General features: G+C 44.1%; 13 protein-coding genes. 12 read left to right on the top strand and 1 reads right to left on the bottom strand.

The genetic code is table 11. The features are described from left to right. The first annotated feature begins 1 nt into the window (after position 1). Entirely contained in the window at positions 2–523 is a 522-nt protein-coding gene (locus JMV76_RS09875) for a DUF6586 family protein (RefSeq protein ID WP_045453401.1), read from the top strand. Between the two features lie 185 nt (positions 524–708). On the opposite strand, the gene JMV76_RS09870 is transcribed toward JMV76_RS09875, so the two are convergent. Next, a complete protein-coding gene (locus JMV76_RS09870; protein ID WP_201502549.1) occupies positions 709–3357 on the bottom strand; it encodes a penicillin-binding protein 1A in 2649 nt (882 codons plus the stop codon). A 193-nt stretch (positions 3358–3550) separates the two neighbouring features. On the opposite strand from JMV76_RS09870, the gene pilM reads away from it, so the two are divergent. From pilM to JMV76_RS09815, 11 genes are all read left to right on the top strand, one after another. Continuing rightward, positions 3551–4606 carry a type IV pilus assembly protein PilM gene (gene pilM / locus JMV76_RS09865; protein ID WP_201502548.1) on the top strand — a complete coding sequence of 352 codons (1056 nt, stop codon included), beginning with the start codon at positions 3551–3553 and terminating at the stop codon, positions 4604–4606. Then, positions 4606–5268 carry a PilN domain-containing protein gene (locus tag JMV76_RS09860; RefSeq protein WP_045443917.1) on the top strand — a complete coding sequence of 221 codons (663 nt, stop codon included), beginning with the start codon at positions 4606–4608 and terminating at the stop codon, positions 5266–5268. Before pilM ends, JMV76_RS09860 begins: the two co-directional genes overlap by 1 nt. After that, positions 5265–5999, top strand: a complete 735-nt coding sequence (locus tag JMV76_RS09855) for a type 4a pilus biogenesis protein PilO (protein WP_045453405.1) — start codon at positions 5265–5267, stop codon at positions 5997–5999. The genes JMV76_RS09860 and JMV76_RS09855 overlap by 4 nt, the downstream gene beginning before the upstream one ends. Continuing rightward, on the top strand, positions 5999–6532 hold the full coding sequence (locus JMV76_RS09850) for a pilus assembly protein PilP (protein ID WP_045453409.1): 534 nt from the start codon (positions 5999–6001) through the stop codon (positions 6530–6532). The genes JMV76_RS09855 and JMV76_RS09850 overlap by 1 nt, the downstream gene beginning before the upstream one ends. 27 nt (positions 6533–6559) lie before the next feature. Beyond that, on the top strand, positions 6560–8899 hold the full coding sequence (gene pilQ, locus JMV76_RS09845; RefSeq protein WP_201502547.1) for a type IV pilus secretin PilQ: 2340 nt from the start codon (positions 6560–6562) through the stop codon (positions 8897–8899). 164 nt (positions 8900–9063) lie between these two features. After that, on the top strand, positions 9064–9624 hold the full coding sequence (aroK, locus tag JMV76_RS09840; protein WP_045453412.1) for a shikimate kinase AroK: 561 nt from the start codon (positions 9064–9066) through the stop codon (positions 9622–9624). A 118-nt stretch (positions 9625–9742) separates the two neighbouring features. Next, positions 9743–10852: a 3-dehydroquinate synthase gene (gene aroB, locus JMV76_RS09835; RefSeq protein WP_201502546.1), complete on the top strand. Its 1110-nt coding sequence runs from the start codon at positions 9743–9745 to the stop codon at positions 10850–10852. Between the two features lie 129 nt (positions 10853–10981). Continuing rightward, positions 10982–12055 carry a hypothetical protein gene (locus JMV76_RS09830; RefSeq protein ID WP_201502545.1) on the top strand — a complete coding sequence of 358 codons (1074 nt, stop codon included), beginning with the start codon at positions 10982–10984 and terminating at the stop codon, positions 12053–12055. 911 nt (positions 12056–12966) lie between these two features. Further along, entirely contained in the window at positions 12967–17430 is a 4464-nt protein-coding gene (gene gltB, locus JMV76_RS09825) for a glutamate synthase large subunit (protein ID WP_201502544.1), read from the top strand. A 180-nt stretch (positions 17431–17610) separates the two neighbouring features. Continuing rightward, entirely contained in the window at positions 17611–19032 is a 1422-nt protein-coding gene (locus JMV76_RS09820; protein ID WP_060491863.1) for a glutamate synthase subunit beta, read from the top strand. A gap of 162 nt (positions 19033–19194) precedes the next feature. Further along, complete coding sequence (locus tag JMV76_RS09815) at positions 19195–20430, top strand: FUSC family protein (RefSeq protein ID WP_201502543.1); 1236 nt, start codon at positions 19195–19197, stop codon at positions 20428–20430. Positions 20431–20446 lie beyond the last annotated feature (16 nt).

Below are 20446 nucleotides of genomic sequence, written 5' to 3'. Positions count from 1 at the left end.
AATGGTAGGTAAAACCCGCGTTGCCAAATATCAAGCAGATCGAACCAATCAAAAACTGTATTTCTGTCGTCTATCCTGCCAAGCAGCGGGAAGTACCGATGATAAGCAGCTATACCAAGCCCATTGTGAAACTGCTATTTTTCATCTATACGGTGCCTTTCTCGCATTTACCCAAGAGCTAGGTTATTTTTATAGTTTAAACATGAGCGCACCAACATTGTCAGATATTGAGCAAGCATTGAGCGAGCGTACCCAAGTATCACCTGAGATTCAGCGATTACAGCAGTTACAGCAGCAGGGTTTTTTGGCCAATATAGAGCGTGCGTATCAGCGTTGTTTGTACGCCGTGCCACCAGATACTATCGTAGATCAAACACCAAGCAATACTGCCTCGCCTGATCTTATTGTTAACGTTGTGACCTTGTCGAATCAATGGCTGCCAGATGAGACGACAATACGAGAATGGCGTCAGCAGTTTTTAGAGCTGATTGAGCAGCTACGTGCTGGTATGGTTGAGTTCTAAAAATAGTTATTAAAAATTTATCTCATTTTTATTACCATTTTTGAAATGAAGACGTGTCCTAGTTGACTGATGACTGTCCTTTAATAGAGTGGTATTGAGCAAAGTATTGAGTATAAAAAAGGCTTATTTAGCGAGTGCCAAATAAGCCTTTTTTTAAGTCATAAGTTTATATTATTAATGGTTGTCTACTCTGGTATCGGTGGCATGAGCTCAACGGGTGTTACCGATAAAGGGTTTTGCGGCACACTATCATTACTACGACTGTTACTAGGTTTGGCTGCTTGAGAGCTAGTTTGTACTTCAACAGGCTCAGCTGGTGGTGATTTACGCTGTTGAGTCTGCGTCTTAACTGGTTTTTCTGATTCGCTGCTATCCGTATCTTCATCATCGGCCAGAATACCATCATCAGTCATTTCTATAATTCTTTGTTTTTGCTTTTTCGATTTGGCGCGGTTATTGATAGACACCCACTGATGAGGCGTGTCTTTAAGTTGGGCTTTCATAAAATCCATCCAAACAGGTAGGGCTGCCACACCACCATATTCGCGACGACCCATGGTTGATGGTTGATCAAAACCCATCCATACGACAGTTGCATTGGTAGGATGAAAACCTGCAAACCAAGCATCTTTTGCTTCATTGGTGGTACCGGTCTTGCCACCAATATCATCACGACCTAAAGCCTTGGCTCGTACTGCCGTACCACGCTGTACGACATCACGTAAGATATCTGCCATCTCAAAAGCGACTCTGGGTTGTAAGATTCGAGGTGCTTGCTTAGCCACTGCATATTGAACCGCTGGCGCTTTTAAGCGATCGGCCTGTGGACTAGCATCATAAACCTTTAGATTTAGCGCTTTACCGTTTTGTTCACTATTATCACTGTTCTCTAAATTTTGTTCTTTAACCGTCACTTCATCATCGATAGCACTGTCTTCATTTTCAATTGACTTCTTATAATCTTCGATGAGATTTCTATTGAGGTCTTCAAGTTTTTCATTGAAGCAGGTGGCACACGCTTGGCGTGGGTTTGCCTGAAAGAGGAGGTTATTATTATAATTATAAATTTGTTCGATAAAATACGGCTGTACACGGTGACCACCATTCGCAAACGTGGCATAGGCTGTTGCCATTTGTAACGGTGTTGCTTGTCCTGCACCTAACGCTAACGACAAAGTCGTCGGTAGCTTTTCTTTATCAAGTCCGAATTCATCTAATAGGTCGCGCGTATCAGAGATACCAATGGCTTGTAAGAGACGAATAGAGACTAAGTTACGAGATAAATACAGTCCACGGCGTAAAGTGATTTCGCCTAAAAAACGTTGATCAGAATTTTTCGGTTTCCAGTCACCCACTTGAATCGGTCGATCCGAAACAATGCTATCTGGGCGATAGCCTTTTTCTAGAGCAGCAGTATAGACAAGCGGTTTAATGGTTGAGCCTGGTTGACGCCAGCCTTGTAGAGCACGATTGAATTTACTGTGATTAAAGTCAAAGCCACCGACCAATGCATTAACAGCGCCAGTTTCTGGATTCAAGGAGACCAGACTTCCTTGTAGTTTGGGAATTTGTCCCAACTGCCAATTACCATTCGCGGTCGGTATCAAACGAATGATATCGTTTTTATTGACAATTTGGCGGGCGTTGTCAGGAAAGTAACCGATACGATTGGCAGAAATATACTTGCGTGCCCAGCTCATCCCAGACCAACCAACGGTCACATTCTCACCAGAAGGCATTGTCGCCTCAAAACTGCGAGCATTCACTTTGGTGACTTTGGCAGGAGTCATATTGCTATAGCGGCGGAAATTTTCTAGAGGTTCATCATTTGCTTCAGCCCCGCGCCAACCATGACGATGTTCGTAATCCACCAAACCGGTCAGTACCGCCGCTTCCGCATCTGTCTGTGCCTTGCTATCAACGGTAAGACGTACCCGCCATCCACTATGCATCACTTGCTCACCATAGCGATCAACTAAGGTAGAGCGTGTCATTTCTGCCAAATACGGCATATTGACGTCGAGCTTCTCTTTATAGAGGTTAATGCCTACTGGTGAGCTGATCGCTTCGTCGCGTTGTGCTTTGCTGATATAGCCTAATTCGTGCATGCGTCCAATGATCCAGTTGCGGCGAGTCAGCGCGCGACTGGGATTGGCAACAGGATTGTATTTAGAAGGGGCTTTTGGCAGGCCTGCCAACATTGCTGTTTCAGCAATAGTGAGGTTTTCTAGGGATTTACTATAGTATTTTTTGGCCGCCGCGCGGATACCATAAGCGCCTTCGCCTAGATAGATTTTGTTGACATAAAGCGTCAAGATATCATTTTTACTGAGCTCATCTTCTATTTTACGTGCTAAAAATAGCTCGACCAATTTGCGATTTAAGGTACGCTCTGGACTTAAGAAGTAGTTTTTGGCAACCTGCATAGTAATGGTAGAGCCACCCGTTTGGCTGTCGTCATCAGTTACTACTTCTGTCACCGCGCGACCAAGACCCTTAATACTAATACCGCTGTGCTGAAAAAAGGACGCATCTTCTGCTGCTAAAAAAGCATGAGTCAAATTTTCAGGAATATCTTCAAAAGTAACGGGTAAGGATAAACGGTTACCATATTGGCCAATGAGTTTGTCATCACTACTATATATCTGTAATGGCATCTCTAAATTTGCTGTTTTAATCTCTTGAATGCTAGGCAGGGTAGGCGATAAATACATCGCCATCCCATAAAAACCAATGGGCACAGCAAGTGCTAAGATAACTGCCAATGCCAAGCAGGCAATAACAAGCCCCACCAAAAAGTGAATGAGACGGGCGGTAGCATTTTTTTTGGTCATAAGAAGACTTATCAATTAAAATTTGCAACAGATAAAACATTATACCTTGAACAAAATCAGCAGGTCATAATAAATGTGTAAGTTGACCTTAATAACCTGTTTAAATGCTTGAATCTATCTGTTAAGTAAAGTATAGTACTGGATTATTACAAATAACTATCAGATTGTATACTTAATATAAGGTATAGAGTTTGTGAGGCTATTTACTTCCAAAAGTCAGAATTTAATTGGTGTGGATATCTGTGCCACTTCAGTAAAGTTGGTTGACATACAGCGCCAACAGGGCATGTTTCATCTAAAATCTTATGGTACTGAAAGACTACCAGAAGGTATAGTCGTCGATAAACTTCTTGTAGATACTGAAGCGGTTGGTCATATTATTGCTAACTTAGCTAAACGTTGTCATGTCGCTGGTAGTAGTGCTGCAACTGCCGTGTCAGGGTCAGCAGTAATCACTAAAATTATTGATATGGATGCTGCGCTAAGCGACGTTGAGCGTGAAGCGCAGATACGTCTAGATGCTGATCAATACATACCTTATCCATTAGAAGACGTCAACCTAGACTTTGAAGTTTTAGGGCCTTCTTTAGCAAGTGATGACATGGTGCAAGTCTTACTTGCCGCATCACGCTCGGAGAATGTTGACCAAAGAGTTGATGCCTTAACCTTTGGTGGTCTTCAAACGAAGGTCATGGATATTGAATCCCATGCGATAGAGCGTGCTTTTGGACTCATGGTAAATAACTTACCAAATGCCCCTGAGTTAGTGGCTTTGATAGATATTGGTCACAATCAAACGACTTTATATATCGCTAAGAACGGTGAGTTTATCTATAGCCGTGAACAATTATTTGGTGGTGTTCAGTTAACAGAAGCGATACAAAACCGTTATGGACTATCTGCTGAAGAAGCGGCTGTTAGTAAGCGTGAGCGTACCTTACCAGATGACTACTATCTTGATGTGCTGACGCCTTTTATCGAAAATGCTATTCAACAAATTACTCGCTCATTGCAATTTTATTTTTCTTCAAGCCAATACAGTAGTATCGATCATGTGATCCTTGCTGGTGGTAGTAGCTCTATTTCTGGTCTTGCTGGCATGGCACAGCAAAAACTTGGGGTGACTGTCAGTATTGCCAACCCTTTTACCAATATGACTATTGCACCAAATATCGATAATGAGCAACTGGCCATTGATGCACCAAGTTTAATGGCTGCATGCGGTCTTGCGTTAAGGAGCTTCGACTAATGGCTCGTATTAACCTATTACCTTGGCGCCAAGAAGAGCGCGAGCGTCGCAATAAAGAATTTCTCACGTTAGTAGTGGCAGTGACTTTGCTCACTTTATTGGCTGCATTTGCTTCATGGAGCTACTTTAACAACGAGCTTGATGAACAACTTGATGCAAACGCATTGATTGAAAAAGAAAATGCGCTTCTAGATACGGCTTTGACTGAAATTGATAGTCTGGAGCAGCGCCGTGAGGATATTATTTCACGTATGCAAGTCATTCAAGACTTGCAGGGTCGACGTCCTGTGCCTGTTCGTTTATGGGATGATCTTGCTAAAGCCATCCCGCCGGCACTCTATTTGAATAATCTCAAGCGTGAAGGCGATGTTTTGACGCTGACAGGTCGAGCTGATAATCCTAATATTGTATCAAGTTTGATTCGTAATCTTGATGATAGTAAATGGATGGGTGATTCAGCCGTTAGTAATATCCAACAAAATATCAGTGCTTATGAATCTGCACCAGTGCTTAATAATACGGTCACCGCTGGTGAACAGCCGCGTCCTATTTATCCTGAAGACAGTTATGTACAGTTTGTGATCACGACCAAAGTACAGTCGGAAACAGCCGTTCCTGTAGAAGGTGCTGACGGTACCACTGTACCTGGAGGTGAGTTATGAAGCTTAACCGTAAAAAAAGCCTGATTAAAACCAAAAAAACAGCATTAAAACCAAAGCAACAGTTTGATTTACAGGAATTTCGCCGCAGTTTTGAGTCGTTAGACTCTGAAAACTACGGCAGCTGGCCATTACCTGTAAAGGTAACGGTAATAGGGCTTATCATTACGCTCATCGCAGCGTTGGCGTGGGCTTTACCGATTAGTAGTAAGATCGACGAGATCAATGCTGCTGAGAGCCAGCAACAAACGTTACTTGATAGCTATCGTGAAAAAGAATCACGCGCGCGTCATTTAAAAGCTTACCAAGAGCAAGTTGTCCAAATGGAAGCTGAGTTCAATACCTTACTCGATCAGCTACCAAAAGATACTCGTGTATCAGAGCTGGTAGAGGGCATTAACATGACGGGTGTCGGCAGCAATATACGTTTTCAAGACATTTCAGTAGAGCCTGAGATTGAAAACGAATTTTTTATTGAGCAACCTATCCGCATTGCTGCTTTGGGCGAATATCATCAGTTTGGTAGCTTTATTAGTGGTCTTGCCGCCTTACCACGAATCATTACTATGCATGATTTTGAGGTCAGCAATCCGCAGCCGACATTGGATGTTTTACCGGAGCTTAATTTGGTATTACAAACCAAAACCTATCGTTCAAAAGAAGCTGACCCTGAGGGTGATGAAACGGTTGCTGTCACTGACGCTGCGACCACTGATAATGCAGGAGGCAACTAATGAATATTCAAAAACTGCCTACGCTATTGGTTTTAAGCATGGCTGTATTGTCCATAACAGGGTGTGCGGATCGCATTGGTATGGCAGAGCAATCTATGACCGATATCCGTAATCAGCCAGCTCAACCTATTGAACCACCGCCCAAAGCTGAGCTAGTAGAAGACTTTGTTTATAGTGCCAGCGCACAGCGCAGTCCATTCTTACCACCGAGTTTAGTCAATGTCCAAGGTCCTACCACCTCCATCGATGGTGTGCGTCCTGACATTACCAGAGTGAAAGAACCTCTTGAGCAATATGAGCTATCGCAACTGATTTTTCGTGGTGTCGTAATTTCACCTGAAGGTCAGCGATATGCGTTGGTACAACGCCCTGATGGTTCAGTCGCGAGTGTTAAAGTAGGTGATTATCTTGGACTAAATGACGGCCGTATTGTTGAAATCACGCCGACCCAGATTAACTTGATTGAAATTGTGCCAGACAGCCGCGCTGGGTTTGTTGAAAAACCCCAGTCGTTGGTTTCACCCATAAGCTAAGTCGGCAGATTTTTTGAGGAATAAATAATGACAGTACGCAATAACAAGGTAACGATGATGAGCAACCGCGTATCTTCTGCTTTTGCCATTTCAGCATTGGCAATCAGCATGGTAGCAGTGAGTAATAGTGCCCATGCCGCACAGCGCATTAACGAAGTTTCTGTGGTACAAACTGCACCAGCAGTGACGCAAATGCGTTTGGGATTTGACGGTTTACCAGTGTTACCTGCCGCCTATCAGCTTGATAACCCTAGCCGTTTGGTACTAGATTTTGAAAAAGTGCAGAATGGACTTGCTAGTCGCTTTAATGAATACAATATTGGTATGATTGATAAGGTCACGACGTTGAATAGTGACAGTACTACGCGCCTGATTGTTGAGCTAAAACAGGCAGGTAACTATACGACATCGATTGAAGGTAACGATTTACTATTGACCATTACCGATCCTAACCGTCCAGTAATGACCAATGATCCTATCCAAGACGTACTCAATGACAATAATGCGATCACGACGACAGCAGTGGTTACACCGATTGTAGAAACCAGTAGTGCACCGGCAGTCAATATAGCCAGTAAAACGGTGGTTAAAAATCAAGTGCCTGCTGATACCATGGTGGTCAGAGTTAACCCATTATTAAGCCCACAACTTGCTGCATCGCAAGTGAGTAAGCAATATAGCTATGATGGTTTGAGTGCCGTCAATTTTGCCGCAGGAAATGATGGTGGTGGCAACGTTAGCATCGCACTTACCAATGAAGCCATTCCAGTTGATGTCCAACGTCAAGGCAACAAGTTAGTGGTACGCTTAACGGGTAGCACCGTGCCAAGAAATTTATTGCGCCGTTTGAATATTAATAGTGGTCTGGTTGATAGTATTGATACTAAAAACCAAGGTCAAAATGGTGTAATTACTATTAATGTCAAAGAAGATTATGAGTATCAGGCTTATCAATCAGGAAATCAGCTGAATATTAATATCAGAAAACCTGAGCTACTACGTGAGCCAACACTTGAAGAAAAAGTCTATAGTGGTGAAGCGCTATCTATGGAGTTTCAAGACGTTGAAATTCGCAGTGTCTTAGATATCCTAGCGCAGTTCACAGAAATGAATATTGTGGCTAGTGATTCAGTCGCGGGCAATATCACCTTACGTTTGATTAATGTCCCATGGGATCAAGCGCTAGATATTATTTTAAAGAGTAAAAATCTTGGTAAGCGTGAAAATGGCAATGTCATTTTGGTTGCGCCTTCCACCGAGCTTGCTGAGCAAGAAGCACGTGAGCTTGAAGCACAGCAAGCAGTTGAGTCTTTTGCGCCATTACGCACAGAATATATTCGTCTTAGCTATGCAAAAGCGCCAGATGTTTTGACACTTATTTCTCAAGGCAGTGGCTCATCAGGTGGCAGCAATGCAAATGCTGCTGATAACAATACCTTATTGTCTAATCGTGGAACGGTAACGGTAGATGAGCGTACCAATACTTTAATTATTAAAGATGTGGCTGACAGTATCGAGAATATCCATAAGTTGATTGGTAAAATTGATATTCCAGTCCGTCAGGTCATGATTGAAGCGCGTATTGTGAGTGCCACTGATAGCTTTAGTAAAGAGATTGGGGTTCGTTGGGGTATCTTGTCAAATGGTGCTGCTAACAACCGTAATTTATTGGTCGGTGGTAGTAATCAAACGCTATGGGATTTAAAAGACTTTGATGTAGAAACGACGACGGTAAATGGTCAAACGGTTTCTTATCCTTCATACGATATTACTCGTCCTGATAACTTAAACGTCGATTTAGGGGTTGCCAACCCTGCTGGTAGCATTGCCTTTGGCTTGCTTAGTATGTCAGATGTAATGCTTGATCTTGAATTGTCAGCACTGCAAGCGGATAATCGCGGTGAAGTGATTTCTACGCCGAAGATTCTGACAGCAGACAAGCAAACGGCGAAAGTTTCTTCAGGGACGCAGATTCCTTATCAAGAAGCGTCTGCCAGTGGAGCAACCACTACTAGCTTCAAAGAAGCAGCATTGAGTTTAGAGGCCACACCAAATATCACCCCAGATGGCAAAATCGGTTTGCAATTGTTAATCACTAACGGTACGCCGACCATTATTAATAATCAGGTTGCTATTGCTGAAGACTCTATTTCGACCAATGTTATTGTTGAAGATGGTCAAACGGTTGTGTTGGGTGGTGTCTTTAAGAATCGTACCAGCAATGGTGTCGATAAAGTACCGTTCTTAGGAGACCTACCTTATATTGGTCGCGCTTTCCGTAAAGACGTGCGTAGTAATTCGAAAGAAGAGTTATTGATATTTATCACGCCAAAATTGATCAATGATGGTATTAGCCGCATAGATTAATCATTTATTGATTGGTTTTCGCTCAAAAGAAGCAAGCCTCAACGCTTGCTTTTTTTATGGGAAAATTTTCATATTGATTGAATTTTACTAACAATAATCAACGCTCATTACTAGCCAGAATATCAATGACGTTGTATCATAGCTAATTTAGCTGAGTAAGTATTATGGTGGAGGAATTGCCGTCGGTATTTTTAGTAGGGCCGATGGGAGCAGGGAAGACAACCATCGGTAAATTGCTGGCTAAGCAGTTGGGGCGCACCTTTGTAGACAGCGATTGGTACATTGAATCGCAGACAGGGGCTGACATAGCTTGGATATTCGCTAAAGAAGGCGAGGCGGGCTTCCGTGAGCGTGAAACGCGCGCTATCGATGAGTTGACTCAAAAAGACCAAATCGTCTTAGCGACAGGTGGTGGCGCTGTGATGTGTGCTGAAAACAGAGCGTTTTTGCATCAGCGCGGTATCGTGGTTTATTTGAATGCGCCAGTTGATGTGCAAATGGCTCGCACGGCTAAAGACAAATCACGACCACTGTTACAGCAGCCAAATCCTAGAAAAATCTTGCAGGATTTATATAGTACCCGTGATCCCTTATATCGCCAAGTTGCTCATATTATTATGCCAACTGGTCATACTTATCCCCGTCATATGGTCAATCAGCTCTTACAGCAACTAGAGTCATTTACTGACTCGACTGCTATAGCACCAGAAGATAAAGAAAATTAACCATAATGATAAACTTTATCAAGGCGTGTCCTCATTTAAAAATGGCGATAAAAATCAGGACGCGCCCTAGTTAAGCTCAGCTACTTTTATCTCATTCAAAATGCTTAGGGAGTGTTTAATGGCAACGCCACTGTTTCATGACGGTTTAACGGTTCATACGCAAAGCCATGACTATCCAATCGTCATTACTGAAAAAACAGCGATAGATCACAACAGTATGGCAAAGCTGATCACACCTTATATTCGTGGTCGCCAAGTATTGATTGTCACTAATGATACTGTTGCGCCTTTATACCTAAACGCTTTAGAAAAAGAGTTAACAGAGCAGTTCACTGTGCGTGTTTGCGTATTGCCAGATGGTGAGCAATATAAGCATCAGAACAGTATCAATCAAATTTACGATGTATTGATGGCAGCGCATTTTAATCGTGACGTTACGCTTATTGCTCTAGGTGGTGGCGTTATTGGTGATATGACGGGCTTTGCTGCTGCAAGCTTTATGCGCGGTGTAAATTTTATCCAGATTCCAACCACGCTACTGTCACAAGTGGATTCGAGCGTTGGTGGTAAGACGGGCATCAATCATCCTCAAGGCAAAAACATGATTGGCGCTTTTTGGCAGCCGCAAATGGTCCTTGCTGATATGAGTACGCTCAAGACTTTGCCAGCGCGCGAGTTGTCAGCCGGGTTGGCTGAGGTTATTAAATATGCACTCATTATGGATGTCACGTTCTTAGATTGGCTGGAAGTCAATCTGCCAGCGATGATGGATTTGGATTTAGCGGTACTTGGTGATGCCGTAAAACGCTGCTGTCAGTATAAAGCGGATGTCGTCGCGCAAGATGAAAGAGAGTCAGGCGTGCGAGCATTGTTAAACTTCGGTCATACTTTTGGTCATGTCATTGAAACACATGAAGGCTATGGCAATTGGCTACACGGTGAGGCAGTCGCTGCTGGCATGGTACAAGCCGCAGAGTTATCACAGAAAATGGGTTGGTTAACGGTCGAAGACGTTGCTCGTATTAAGCGTATTTTAACCTTAGCAAATTTGCCTATCACCCCGCCACGCATTGATACACAAACGGCGCTGAGCTTGATGGGACATGATAAAAAAGTGAAACACGGACAAATCCGCCTGATTTTGTTAAAATCACTAGGTCAGGCCGTATTGACCAATGATTTCGATGAAGATCTTTTGCACGAGGTATTGTCACAACACCGCGTATAATGTCTTAAAGCTTTAGTGCTCGTGAATACTCACTGAACTCAACGGTTTAAAGCAGACTGGCTCGCCGCCATTCTACTTACTGCGCATCTCTTGAATGCGGTCAACTTTATTTTCACCAAGGATACTCCCATGGCAGCTTCAAGATCGACGCCGCGTACCGCTAGCCAGTCATATCGCCGTCAAGCGTTGATTTGGCTGATAATGACCTTGCTGCTGGGTGTGGTTACGGCTCTGATTTGGATGTTTAGTCAAACGCCAGCGATGGGTGCCAAAATTGAAAATGCCCCCATATCAGCACCGCAACCATTGAGTGCTGAGCTTGAGCAGCCCTTAAAAATAGAGTCGTTACACGAGCTTGATACCGACGTGCAGCCCATTAGTTTTGATACGACGGTACGTGATTTGCGCAATTATCCTGCTGAGTTTAAAGACAAACGTTATTTGTTGGCGAATAAAGGTAAGTGGACAGTGCAGGTGATGAATGTCGCCGAAAACGATGTGATTGTCAGTTATCTAGAAGGCCGCGCAGACCGTAATAAATTTGCTTATTTCCGTTATCTTGACGATGAAAATCAAGTCCGCTATATGTTAACTTATGGGCTCATGAGTAGTCCACAAGAAGCGGTTGGCGCGGCAAAACTGATAGACTTTAAGTTGCCAGCCAATGTGCGTGTGTTGCCAGAAGAGATCAATCGTTATGTCGGTATCATCGATAATTATGAACGCCCTGATCCGGTTAAAGATTTGAGCACCAGACGTACACGTTCTGTTGATCTAAAACCGACTAAGCGCGAAGTGCCAGTGCGCCAGCCACTGCCAGAAACGGATTATGGGGACAATGCTGGTCGTAGCAGTCAAGAAACTGCCAGTAATGGCGACAATGAAAGTATCCGTCAGTCAGCGGATACCTCCGATACTTTATCGGTCACTGAAGAGCGTATTGTTGGCAATGAAGAGGAAGTCTCCTCTGTCACCACGCCTAAAAATGAAGGTAGTGGAACTAAGTCTGAATCAGAGAATAAAAAACCAGTGACATCAGGCACTGAAAATACCACTAAAAAACCCCCAGTAGTCGCAACGCCAAAGCCGCCAAATAGTACCAGTAGCACAAATTCTGGCGCAAACGCTCCTAGCAAGAATACCAATCCTCCTAAGAGCAATAACGACAGCATAAAAACACTGATAGAAGACAAAAGTAATTAGAGTGTGTTTGTCCTTTGACCATATCGTTGATAGCTATGATAACCTCGTTACCACTATGATTGACAAAAACCCACTGACAAGCTGGTTAGTGGGTTTTTTTGTGGAGCATCATAAAGCATATAATTAGTGCTAAAAATACATTTCCAAAAGAAGTTGATCTTAATTAAGTATCTCAATTAAGCCTTGCCACAGATACTATGTATCAAAATTTGCATAGAACATTTAATCATCCTATAACCAATAGTAATAAGTTCTCTTACAAAATATGGTGGGTGAATCGATAGAAAAGACTAGATTTTTTGTCCGTCATTAATTAATATAACTGTGGGCGACGTTCTGTATAGTTATCGTAAAAATTGTTTTTTAACAATGAATTGGTAAACTTCTATCATTTAAAAGATACGTTACTAAAATTTTTTGTCTCAAGCGTTGTCACTTGCTATCTATAATTAAGCTATCGCGAGTGACGCAACCTCTCTTATTATCGCTCTCTTTAGAGTGAATGAAGCGCTTGATTACAGAGCGTCAGATATTCAAAATTAATCAAATGCACGGTTATTACATGCGTAGTCAATCAGTCTGGATTGCTAGGCATGGTGTGATAACAAGTGACACTCAAGATAGCGACATTGCGTTATTGATGATTAGGTAACGGGTATACAGGGCTGTATGTCATTGCCAAGGGCTACCGTTTACTATCTTTTAATATGTTAATGATCTATTGAAACATCATTCAATGACTGGGAGTGCCAGAGCTTTCACCTTAGTCTCAAAGTATGATGTCTATGAGCGTCACACCATTTATTAATTCGGATATACGAATATTAATTATTAGCCCGTTCTGCTTACGGTCTTCATTTTATGATCTGCATTGGATGCATAAATTGCCCGTTCACCTAAAAGGACTAGCCATGTCAATGATTTCCTCGCAAACCCACCTGGCCACGCCAGATGACTTTTCTGATAACTGTGGTTTTGGTTTGATCGCTCATATTGAGGGACAAGCCAGCCATGATTTGGTAAAAACTGCTATTCATAGTCTAAGCTGTATGACCCATCGCGGCGGTGTTGCTGCTGATGGTAGAACGGGTGATGGCTGTGGTCTACTACTGGCGACGCCTATTGAGTTTTTTAGAGGTATTGCTGCTGAGCAAGGGTTCGCGATTACTGACAACTTTGCCGTTGGTATGATCTTTGTCAATTTAGATGAGACAAAAGCTTTTGATAGCCAGCAAGTGCTGAGCGATGAGATTGTCGCCCAAGGATTAGAGGTTGCTGGCTGGCGTGATGTGCCGCTTGATTTGAGCATCGTCGGTGACATTGGCCGTGAGACTTTACCTGATTTTAAGCAAGTGTTTGTCAACGCCCCCGATGATTTGGCAGCGGATGACTTTAATCGTAAACTGTTTGTCGCACGCAAAAAAGCAGAGCAGCGCTTAGCTAATGATGAGCTGTTTTATGTGTGCTCATTAAGCTGCCAGACGATTATCTATAAAGGTTTGGTGATGCCATCAGACTTGCCAGCATTTTTCTTGGATCTACAAGATGCGCGTTTGGCATCGCATATCGTGGTATTCCATCAGCGTTTCTCCACCAATACCTTGCCGCGTTGGCCTTTGGCGCAGCCGTTTCGTTATCTTGCCCACAATGGCGAGTTGAACACCATCACAGGCAATCGCAACTGGTCTGAGGCACGGACGCCAAAACTAAAATCAGAAAAACTGCCCAATTTGAATGAGTTGACGCCACTGGTGAACAGTACGGGCTCTGACTCATCAAGCTTAGATAATATGCTTGAAGTCCTCATGTCAGGTGGTATGAATCTATTCCATGCGATGTCGATTCTCGTGCCACCTGCTTGGCAGAATGTCGATAGCATGGATATGGATTTGCGCGCCTTTTATGAGTTTTATTCGCAGCACATGGAAGCGTGGGATGGTCCAGCAGGTTTGGTGATTCAAGATGGACGCTATGCGGTCTGTATGCTTGATCGTAACGGTCTGCGCCCATCGCGTTGGGTGACGACTAAAAACGGCTATATCACCGTTGCCTCTGAAGTTGGTGTGTGGGATTACTCGCCAAAAGATGTATTGGCAAAAGGACGCGTTGGCCCTGGTCAAATGCTCGTTATTGATACTTTAACGGGTCAAATTTTAGATACTAAAGCGATTGCGACGTTACTTAAAAAAGCCCATCCGTACCGTAAATGGCTGCGTGAAGAAGCAACCCGTATCCGTGATGATGAGCGTTTAGAAGAAGAATTAGCAGCGCAAACATGCCGTGGTAATGAGCTAAAAACACTGCAAAAAATGTATCACATCACCAATGAAGAGCGTACTGAAATTATCCGCCCCAACGCCGAAAATGGTCAAGAGCCCGTCGGTTCAATGGGTGATGATACGCCTATGGCAGTGCTGTCGCAGCAAATCCGCCATGTCAGTGATTTCTTCCGTCAGCAGTTCGCACAGGTGACCAATCCACCGATTGATCCATTGCGTGAATCTATCGTGATGTCATTGCAGACCTGCCTCGGTGCTGAAACTAACGTGTTTGCGCCATCAGCGCGAGATGCACACCGTATTATCTTATCGTCGCCTGTACTGTCAGCTAGCAAGATGCAGCAGCTTGAGACCTTGGGTGATCTAGCCTTTAAAATGGCGCGTATTGATTTAAACTATGATCGCACCCTTGAGTTATCAGAAGCCATCATGGCTATCTGCGAGCAAGTGGCTAACAGCATCCGAGCTGGTCACACTTTGATTGTCTTGTCTGATAAAGATATCGATGCCGATAAAGTACCAGCCAACGCCATCATGGTAACGGGTGCGGTGCATCATTATTTGATTGGTCAAGGTATTCGTACTGATGCTAATTTAATCATTGAGACTGGTTTGGCGCGCGACTCGCATCAAGTGGCAGTATTGATTGGTTTTGGTGCGACCTGCGTCTATCCATATTTGGCTTATGATGTTATTGATGACTTAGTAGCGACTGGCGAGCTGCTTGGCGATCCGATTCAAGCGCGGGTTAATTTCCGTAAAGGCTTGGATAAAGGCTTGCTAAAAATCTTATCAAAAATGGGCATCTCGACCATTGTCTCTTATCGCGGCGCGCAGTTATTTGAAGCAGTGGGTCTCTCTGAAGAGGTGGTGAGCCTGTGTTTCAAAGGTGTACAGAGTCGTATTAAAGGTGCGACCTTTGCTGACTTAGCTGCCGATCAAGCACAGCTAGCGGCGAATGCTTTCAAGCGCCGCGCGCCACTCGATCAAGGTGGCTTACTGAAGTTTGTCTTCAACAAAGAATATCATGCCTTTAACCCAGACGTGATTAATAGCCTGCATACAGCTGTACGCACGGGTGATTACGACAATTATCGTAATTATGCCAACTTAGTGAATAGCCGTCCTGTGGCGACCTTGCGTGATTTATTGCAATTAAAAACAGATAACTCTATCGATGTGAATGACGTAGAGGATATCTCAGCTATTCTGACGCGCTTTGACTCGGCAGGCATGTCGTTAGGAGCATTGTCACCGGAAGCCCATGAAGCGATTGCCATGGCGATGAATACCATCGGTGGACGTTCAAACTCTGGTGAGGGCGGCGAAGATCCAGTACGTTATGGCACGCTGCGCAACTCAAAGATCAAACAAATTGCCTCGGGTCGTTTTGGCGTCACCCCAGCGTATTTGCGTTCAGCAGAAGTGATGCAAATCAAGGTTGCACAGGGTGCCAAGCCGGGTGAGGGAGGTCAGCTGCCGGGTGGTAAGGTCAATGCTTTGATTGCGCGCTTACGTTATTCTGTACCGGGTGTGACGTTGATTTCACCGCCACCGCATCATGATATCTATTCTATCGAAGATTTAGCACAGCTGATTTTTGACTTAAAACAAGTCAATCCAGATGCCTTGGTATCGGTGAAATTGGTCTCACGTCCGGGCGTTGGTACTATCGCGACTGGTGTGGCAAAAGCCTATGCCGATTTAATCACCATTTCAGGCTATGATGGCGGCACAGCAGCCTCTCCGCTATCGTCTATCCATCATGCAGGGTCACCATGGGAGCTAGGACTTGCTGAGACCCACCAATCACTACGAGTAAATGGCTTGCGTCATAAAGTTCGTATTCAAACTGATGGTGGTCTAAAGACAGGACTTGATGTGGTAAAAGCCGCTATCCTTGGGGCAGAAAGCTTTGGCTTTGGTACCACGCCGATGATAGCCGTTGGTTGTAAATACCTACGCATTTGCCATCTTAATAATTGCCCGACTGGGGTTGCGACGCAAAAAGCCAAGCTACGTGACGAGCATTTCATTGGTGAAGCAGAGATGCTCATTAACTTCTTTAAATTTGTAGCAACTGAAACGCGCGAATGGCTTGCCGCCCTTGGTGTGCGTAGTATGGAAGAGTTGGTCGGACGGACTGACTTGCTTGAAGTATTAGAAGGTAACACGGATAAGCAGCGTCATTTGGATTTAACGCCATTATTATTTAGCCATCCGGCCAGTAGTGGTAAAGCCCAAACCTGTCAGGTTGAGCGTAATGAGCCATTTGATAAAGGCTTACTCGCTGAACAGATGATTAGTGATATGCTGCTCAATATTCGTCAAGGTAATGGCGGCGATTATAGCTATTATGTCGGTAACTGTGATCGCTCTATCGGTGCGCGTATCTCTGGTGAAATTGCGCAAGTATGGGGCAACCTTGGCATGAGTGATATGCCAATTAAACTGCATCTGACTGGTACTGCTGGGCAAAGTTTAGGCGTCTGGAATGCAGGTGGTCTAAATATTGAGCTAGAAGGCGATGCCAATGATTATGTCGGCAAAGGTATGGCTGGCGGTGAGATTGTTATTTATCCACCAAAAGACTCAAGCTTTACGGCGCAAGAGACCGCCATCATTGGTAATACCTGCTTATATGGCGCAACGGGCGGCAAACTATATGCAGCTGGTACTGCTGGCGAGCGCTTTGGAGTGCGTAACTCTGGCGCGCACGCAGTCATCGAAGGCACAGGCGATCATTGTTGTGAATATATGACAGGTGGTATTGTCACTATTCTTGGACGTACGGGTCTCAACTTTGGCGCTGGTATGACAGGTGGCTTCGCTTATGTGCTCGATATGGAAGGCGATTTCTTTGACCGTTGTAACCATGAGCTGATCGATCTTAATCGTATCTCAAGTGAGCAAACCGAAGAGCATCGTATTCATTTGCAGCAAGTGATTGAAGCGCATGTTAATAAAACAGGCAGCGCGTGGGGTCAGACGATATTGGCTGACTTTGAGCATTATGTTCGTAAGTTTTATTTGGTGAAGCCTAAAGCGGCAAACATTGCGAGCCTTCTCAAGACCACCATGGCTGACCCACAGTAGCTTTGCTTGGATTATCCAATGTTCCGCTTTTAAAAACCTTTTAACTCAGAGGTTTTCAGCAGGTAAGTGACGGTCACGATATAAAGTTCTTAATTTTGCGATAAATGAGACATCGTTGACTGTCACCGCCCACTTTAAAAAAGCTTGATATAAAAAGCCTCATATTAAAGAGACAATACCATGGCAAAACGCTTAGAAAATAGTTTTCAGTTTTTAGATGTACCACGGCTTGAGCCGACCAAAAAAGACATCGCCACGCGCTCAACGGAATTTGTTGAAATTTATAAACCGTTTGAGAGTGAAGCCGTTGCGCAGCAGTCGCACCGCTGTCTGGAGTGTGGTAACCCTTACTGTGAATGGAAATGCCCTGTACATAACTACATTCCTAACTGGCTCAAATTGGCCACCGAAGGGCAGATATTTCAAGCGGCTGAATTGTGTCACCGCACCAATACGTTGCCTGAGGTCTGCGGCCGCGTCTGTCCACAAGATCGCTTATGTGAAGGCGCTTGTACCTTAAATGATGGTTTTGGCGCTGTGACCATTGGTAATGTCGAAAAGTACATCAACGATACTGCCTTTGCACTTGGCTGGCGTCCGGATATGTCTGATGTGGTTTGGACAGACAAAAAAGTCGCGATCATCGGTGCAGGGCCAGCAGGTTTGGGCTGTGCGGATATACTCGTTAGAAACGGCGTAAAACCAGTTGTGTTTGATAAGCGTCCTGAAATTGGTGGTTTACTGACTTTTGGTATTCCAGAATTCAAAATGGAAAAGGACGTCATGCGTAACCGCCGTGTCATCTTTGAAGGCATGGGCATGGAATTTCGTCTTGAGACAGAAATCGGTACTGATATTAGTATTGATGAACTCTTAAGCGAATACGATGCGGTATTTATGGGCATGGGTACTTACACTTATATGCGTGGCGGTTTTGCTGGTGAAGAGCTTGTCGGTGTTCATGATGCGCTAGATTACCTGATTGCCAACGTCAATCGCTGTAACGATTGGGAAAAAAATCCTGAAGAATATATCGACTTTAAAGGCAAAAGAGTGGTAGTACTAGGTGGTGGCGATACTGCGATGGATTGTAACCGTACCAGTATCCGCCAAGGCGCTGAGCAAGTAGTTTGTGCCTATCGCCGTGACGAAGAGAACATGCCAGGTTCGCGCCGCGAAGTGGTCAATGCTCGCGAGGAAGGCGTTGAGTTTCTATTCAATCGTCAACCGACAGAAATTATTGGCTTGAATGGTAAAGTGAATGGCGTGAAAGTCGTCACGACTCACTTGGGTGCGCCAGACAACCGTGGTCGTCAGCGTCCTGAGCCGATTCCTAATTCAGAAGAAATTATCCCATGTGATGCCGTAATTATGGCTTTTGGCTTCCGTCCTAGCCCTGCTGACTGGTTTGAGTCTCAGCAAGTGGCAATGGACAGCTCTGGTCGCGTGCTGGCAGCGGAAAAGCAAACCTTTAAATTCCAAACCAAAAACCCCAAGATATTTGCTGGTGGTGATATGGTACGCGGTTCTGATTTGGTCGTGACCGCGATTTGGGAAGGTCGTGAAGCCGCTGAAGGTATTTTGGACTTCTTAGAGGTATAATGGGTTTGGTTTACATCCAATTATTGAACACTCTATTTCGATCTCAAACGTCTTTTGCCTTTTAACAGGTAAGAGACGTTTTTTTTGATATCAGCAGTACATGATGGTTCGATATTACTTTTCATTGACTATATATTCTTCAATTAATAAGAGTACCTGTGCGTGAAACCAAAAATTTGGCAACGATTTACTGCACCATTCATTGAACCTTATGCGCGCTATCAGCATGCTGATATCTTGCACGCCATACGTATCGGTGCAGCCATCGTACTTGCGCTGTTAGCCAATCAAATAAGCCGTTTTCCACACGGAGAATGGACGACGATTACCGTCTTCATTATTTTGGGATTGCTACAGTATCAAGGCGCTATTTATACCAAAGCCAAAGAGCGAGTACTAGGCACGGTTTTGGGTATTGTCGTGGCATTTGCAATCTTATGGTTCAATAAAGGGACGGGTGCTTGGTTAGGGATAGAATACCTACTTATTGGTATAATTAGTGGGATTATTGGTTATTTTTCGGTCAGGCGGCTAGGGTATACTGGGTTACTCACTGGCATTACTATGCTGATGATCGTTTCTAATTTGAATCAAGTTAATATGGCGCAAGATGGTGTCTATCGTGCACTCAATATCTTAATCGGTACAGGTATTGCGGTCATGGTGACAGTGGTCTTACCTCTAAAGTCGACGTTGATGTGGCGATTTTTATTGGCAAATAATTTAGAAGCCTGTAGTACTCTTTATGCTGGTGTCGGACATCATATCGATGCTGAAATAGTGGCTCCCAAGTCGCTTGTCTATACTAGGGCGACAAGCTCAGCTAGCTTGTTTTATCCTCAAAGTAGCGCTACTGCAGATATGCCTGTTAATAAAGCGTTGATAAAATCGCTGCAGCAAATAAACAAGCGACTACTCGCAGTACGTCCACATATCGCTGCAACAGCAAGCGAGTCCGGCATTCATAAAGAGACGATAGAAACGATTCAGCGTACCCATCGCAATATCATCGGTACCATCGATTTGTTACTCAGTGCAGCACCGCGTTTGGCGAATATCGATATCGATGACGATAATCATACGCTACTGATTCACTATCAACACGAGCTCACCCAAGCCATGCAGCATATCGCGGCAGTATTACGCAGTCCAAGCGATCAGACTTTTCGACCTATTACGCGCATTGCGCTATCAGAATATCCTAGCGTACAGTATGCAACGTTTGAGTGGCAAGGATATTTTTGGTTGACGCAAACGTTGCAAGCACAACTGCAACAGTTAAGTGATCTGCTACAAACGACCAAACCGCAGTGGTATGCCGCTTCTGGTCTGCGCTATCAAAGGCGTGAACAGCGTAGAATGAAAGAGCAGGGGGGCGAGTCCGATTTACACTTGTAAATATAGGAGGTGCTGG

The sequence above is a fragment of the Psychrobacter cibarius genome, from assembly GCF_904845955.1.
Lineage (GTDB): Bacteria > Pseudomonadota > Gammaproteobacteria > Pseudomonadales > Moraxellaceae > Psychrobacter > Psychrobacter cibarius_B.
This window is presented reverse-complemented; position numbering and strand designations above follow the sequence as displayed.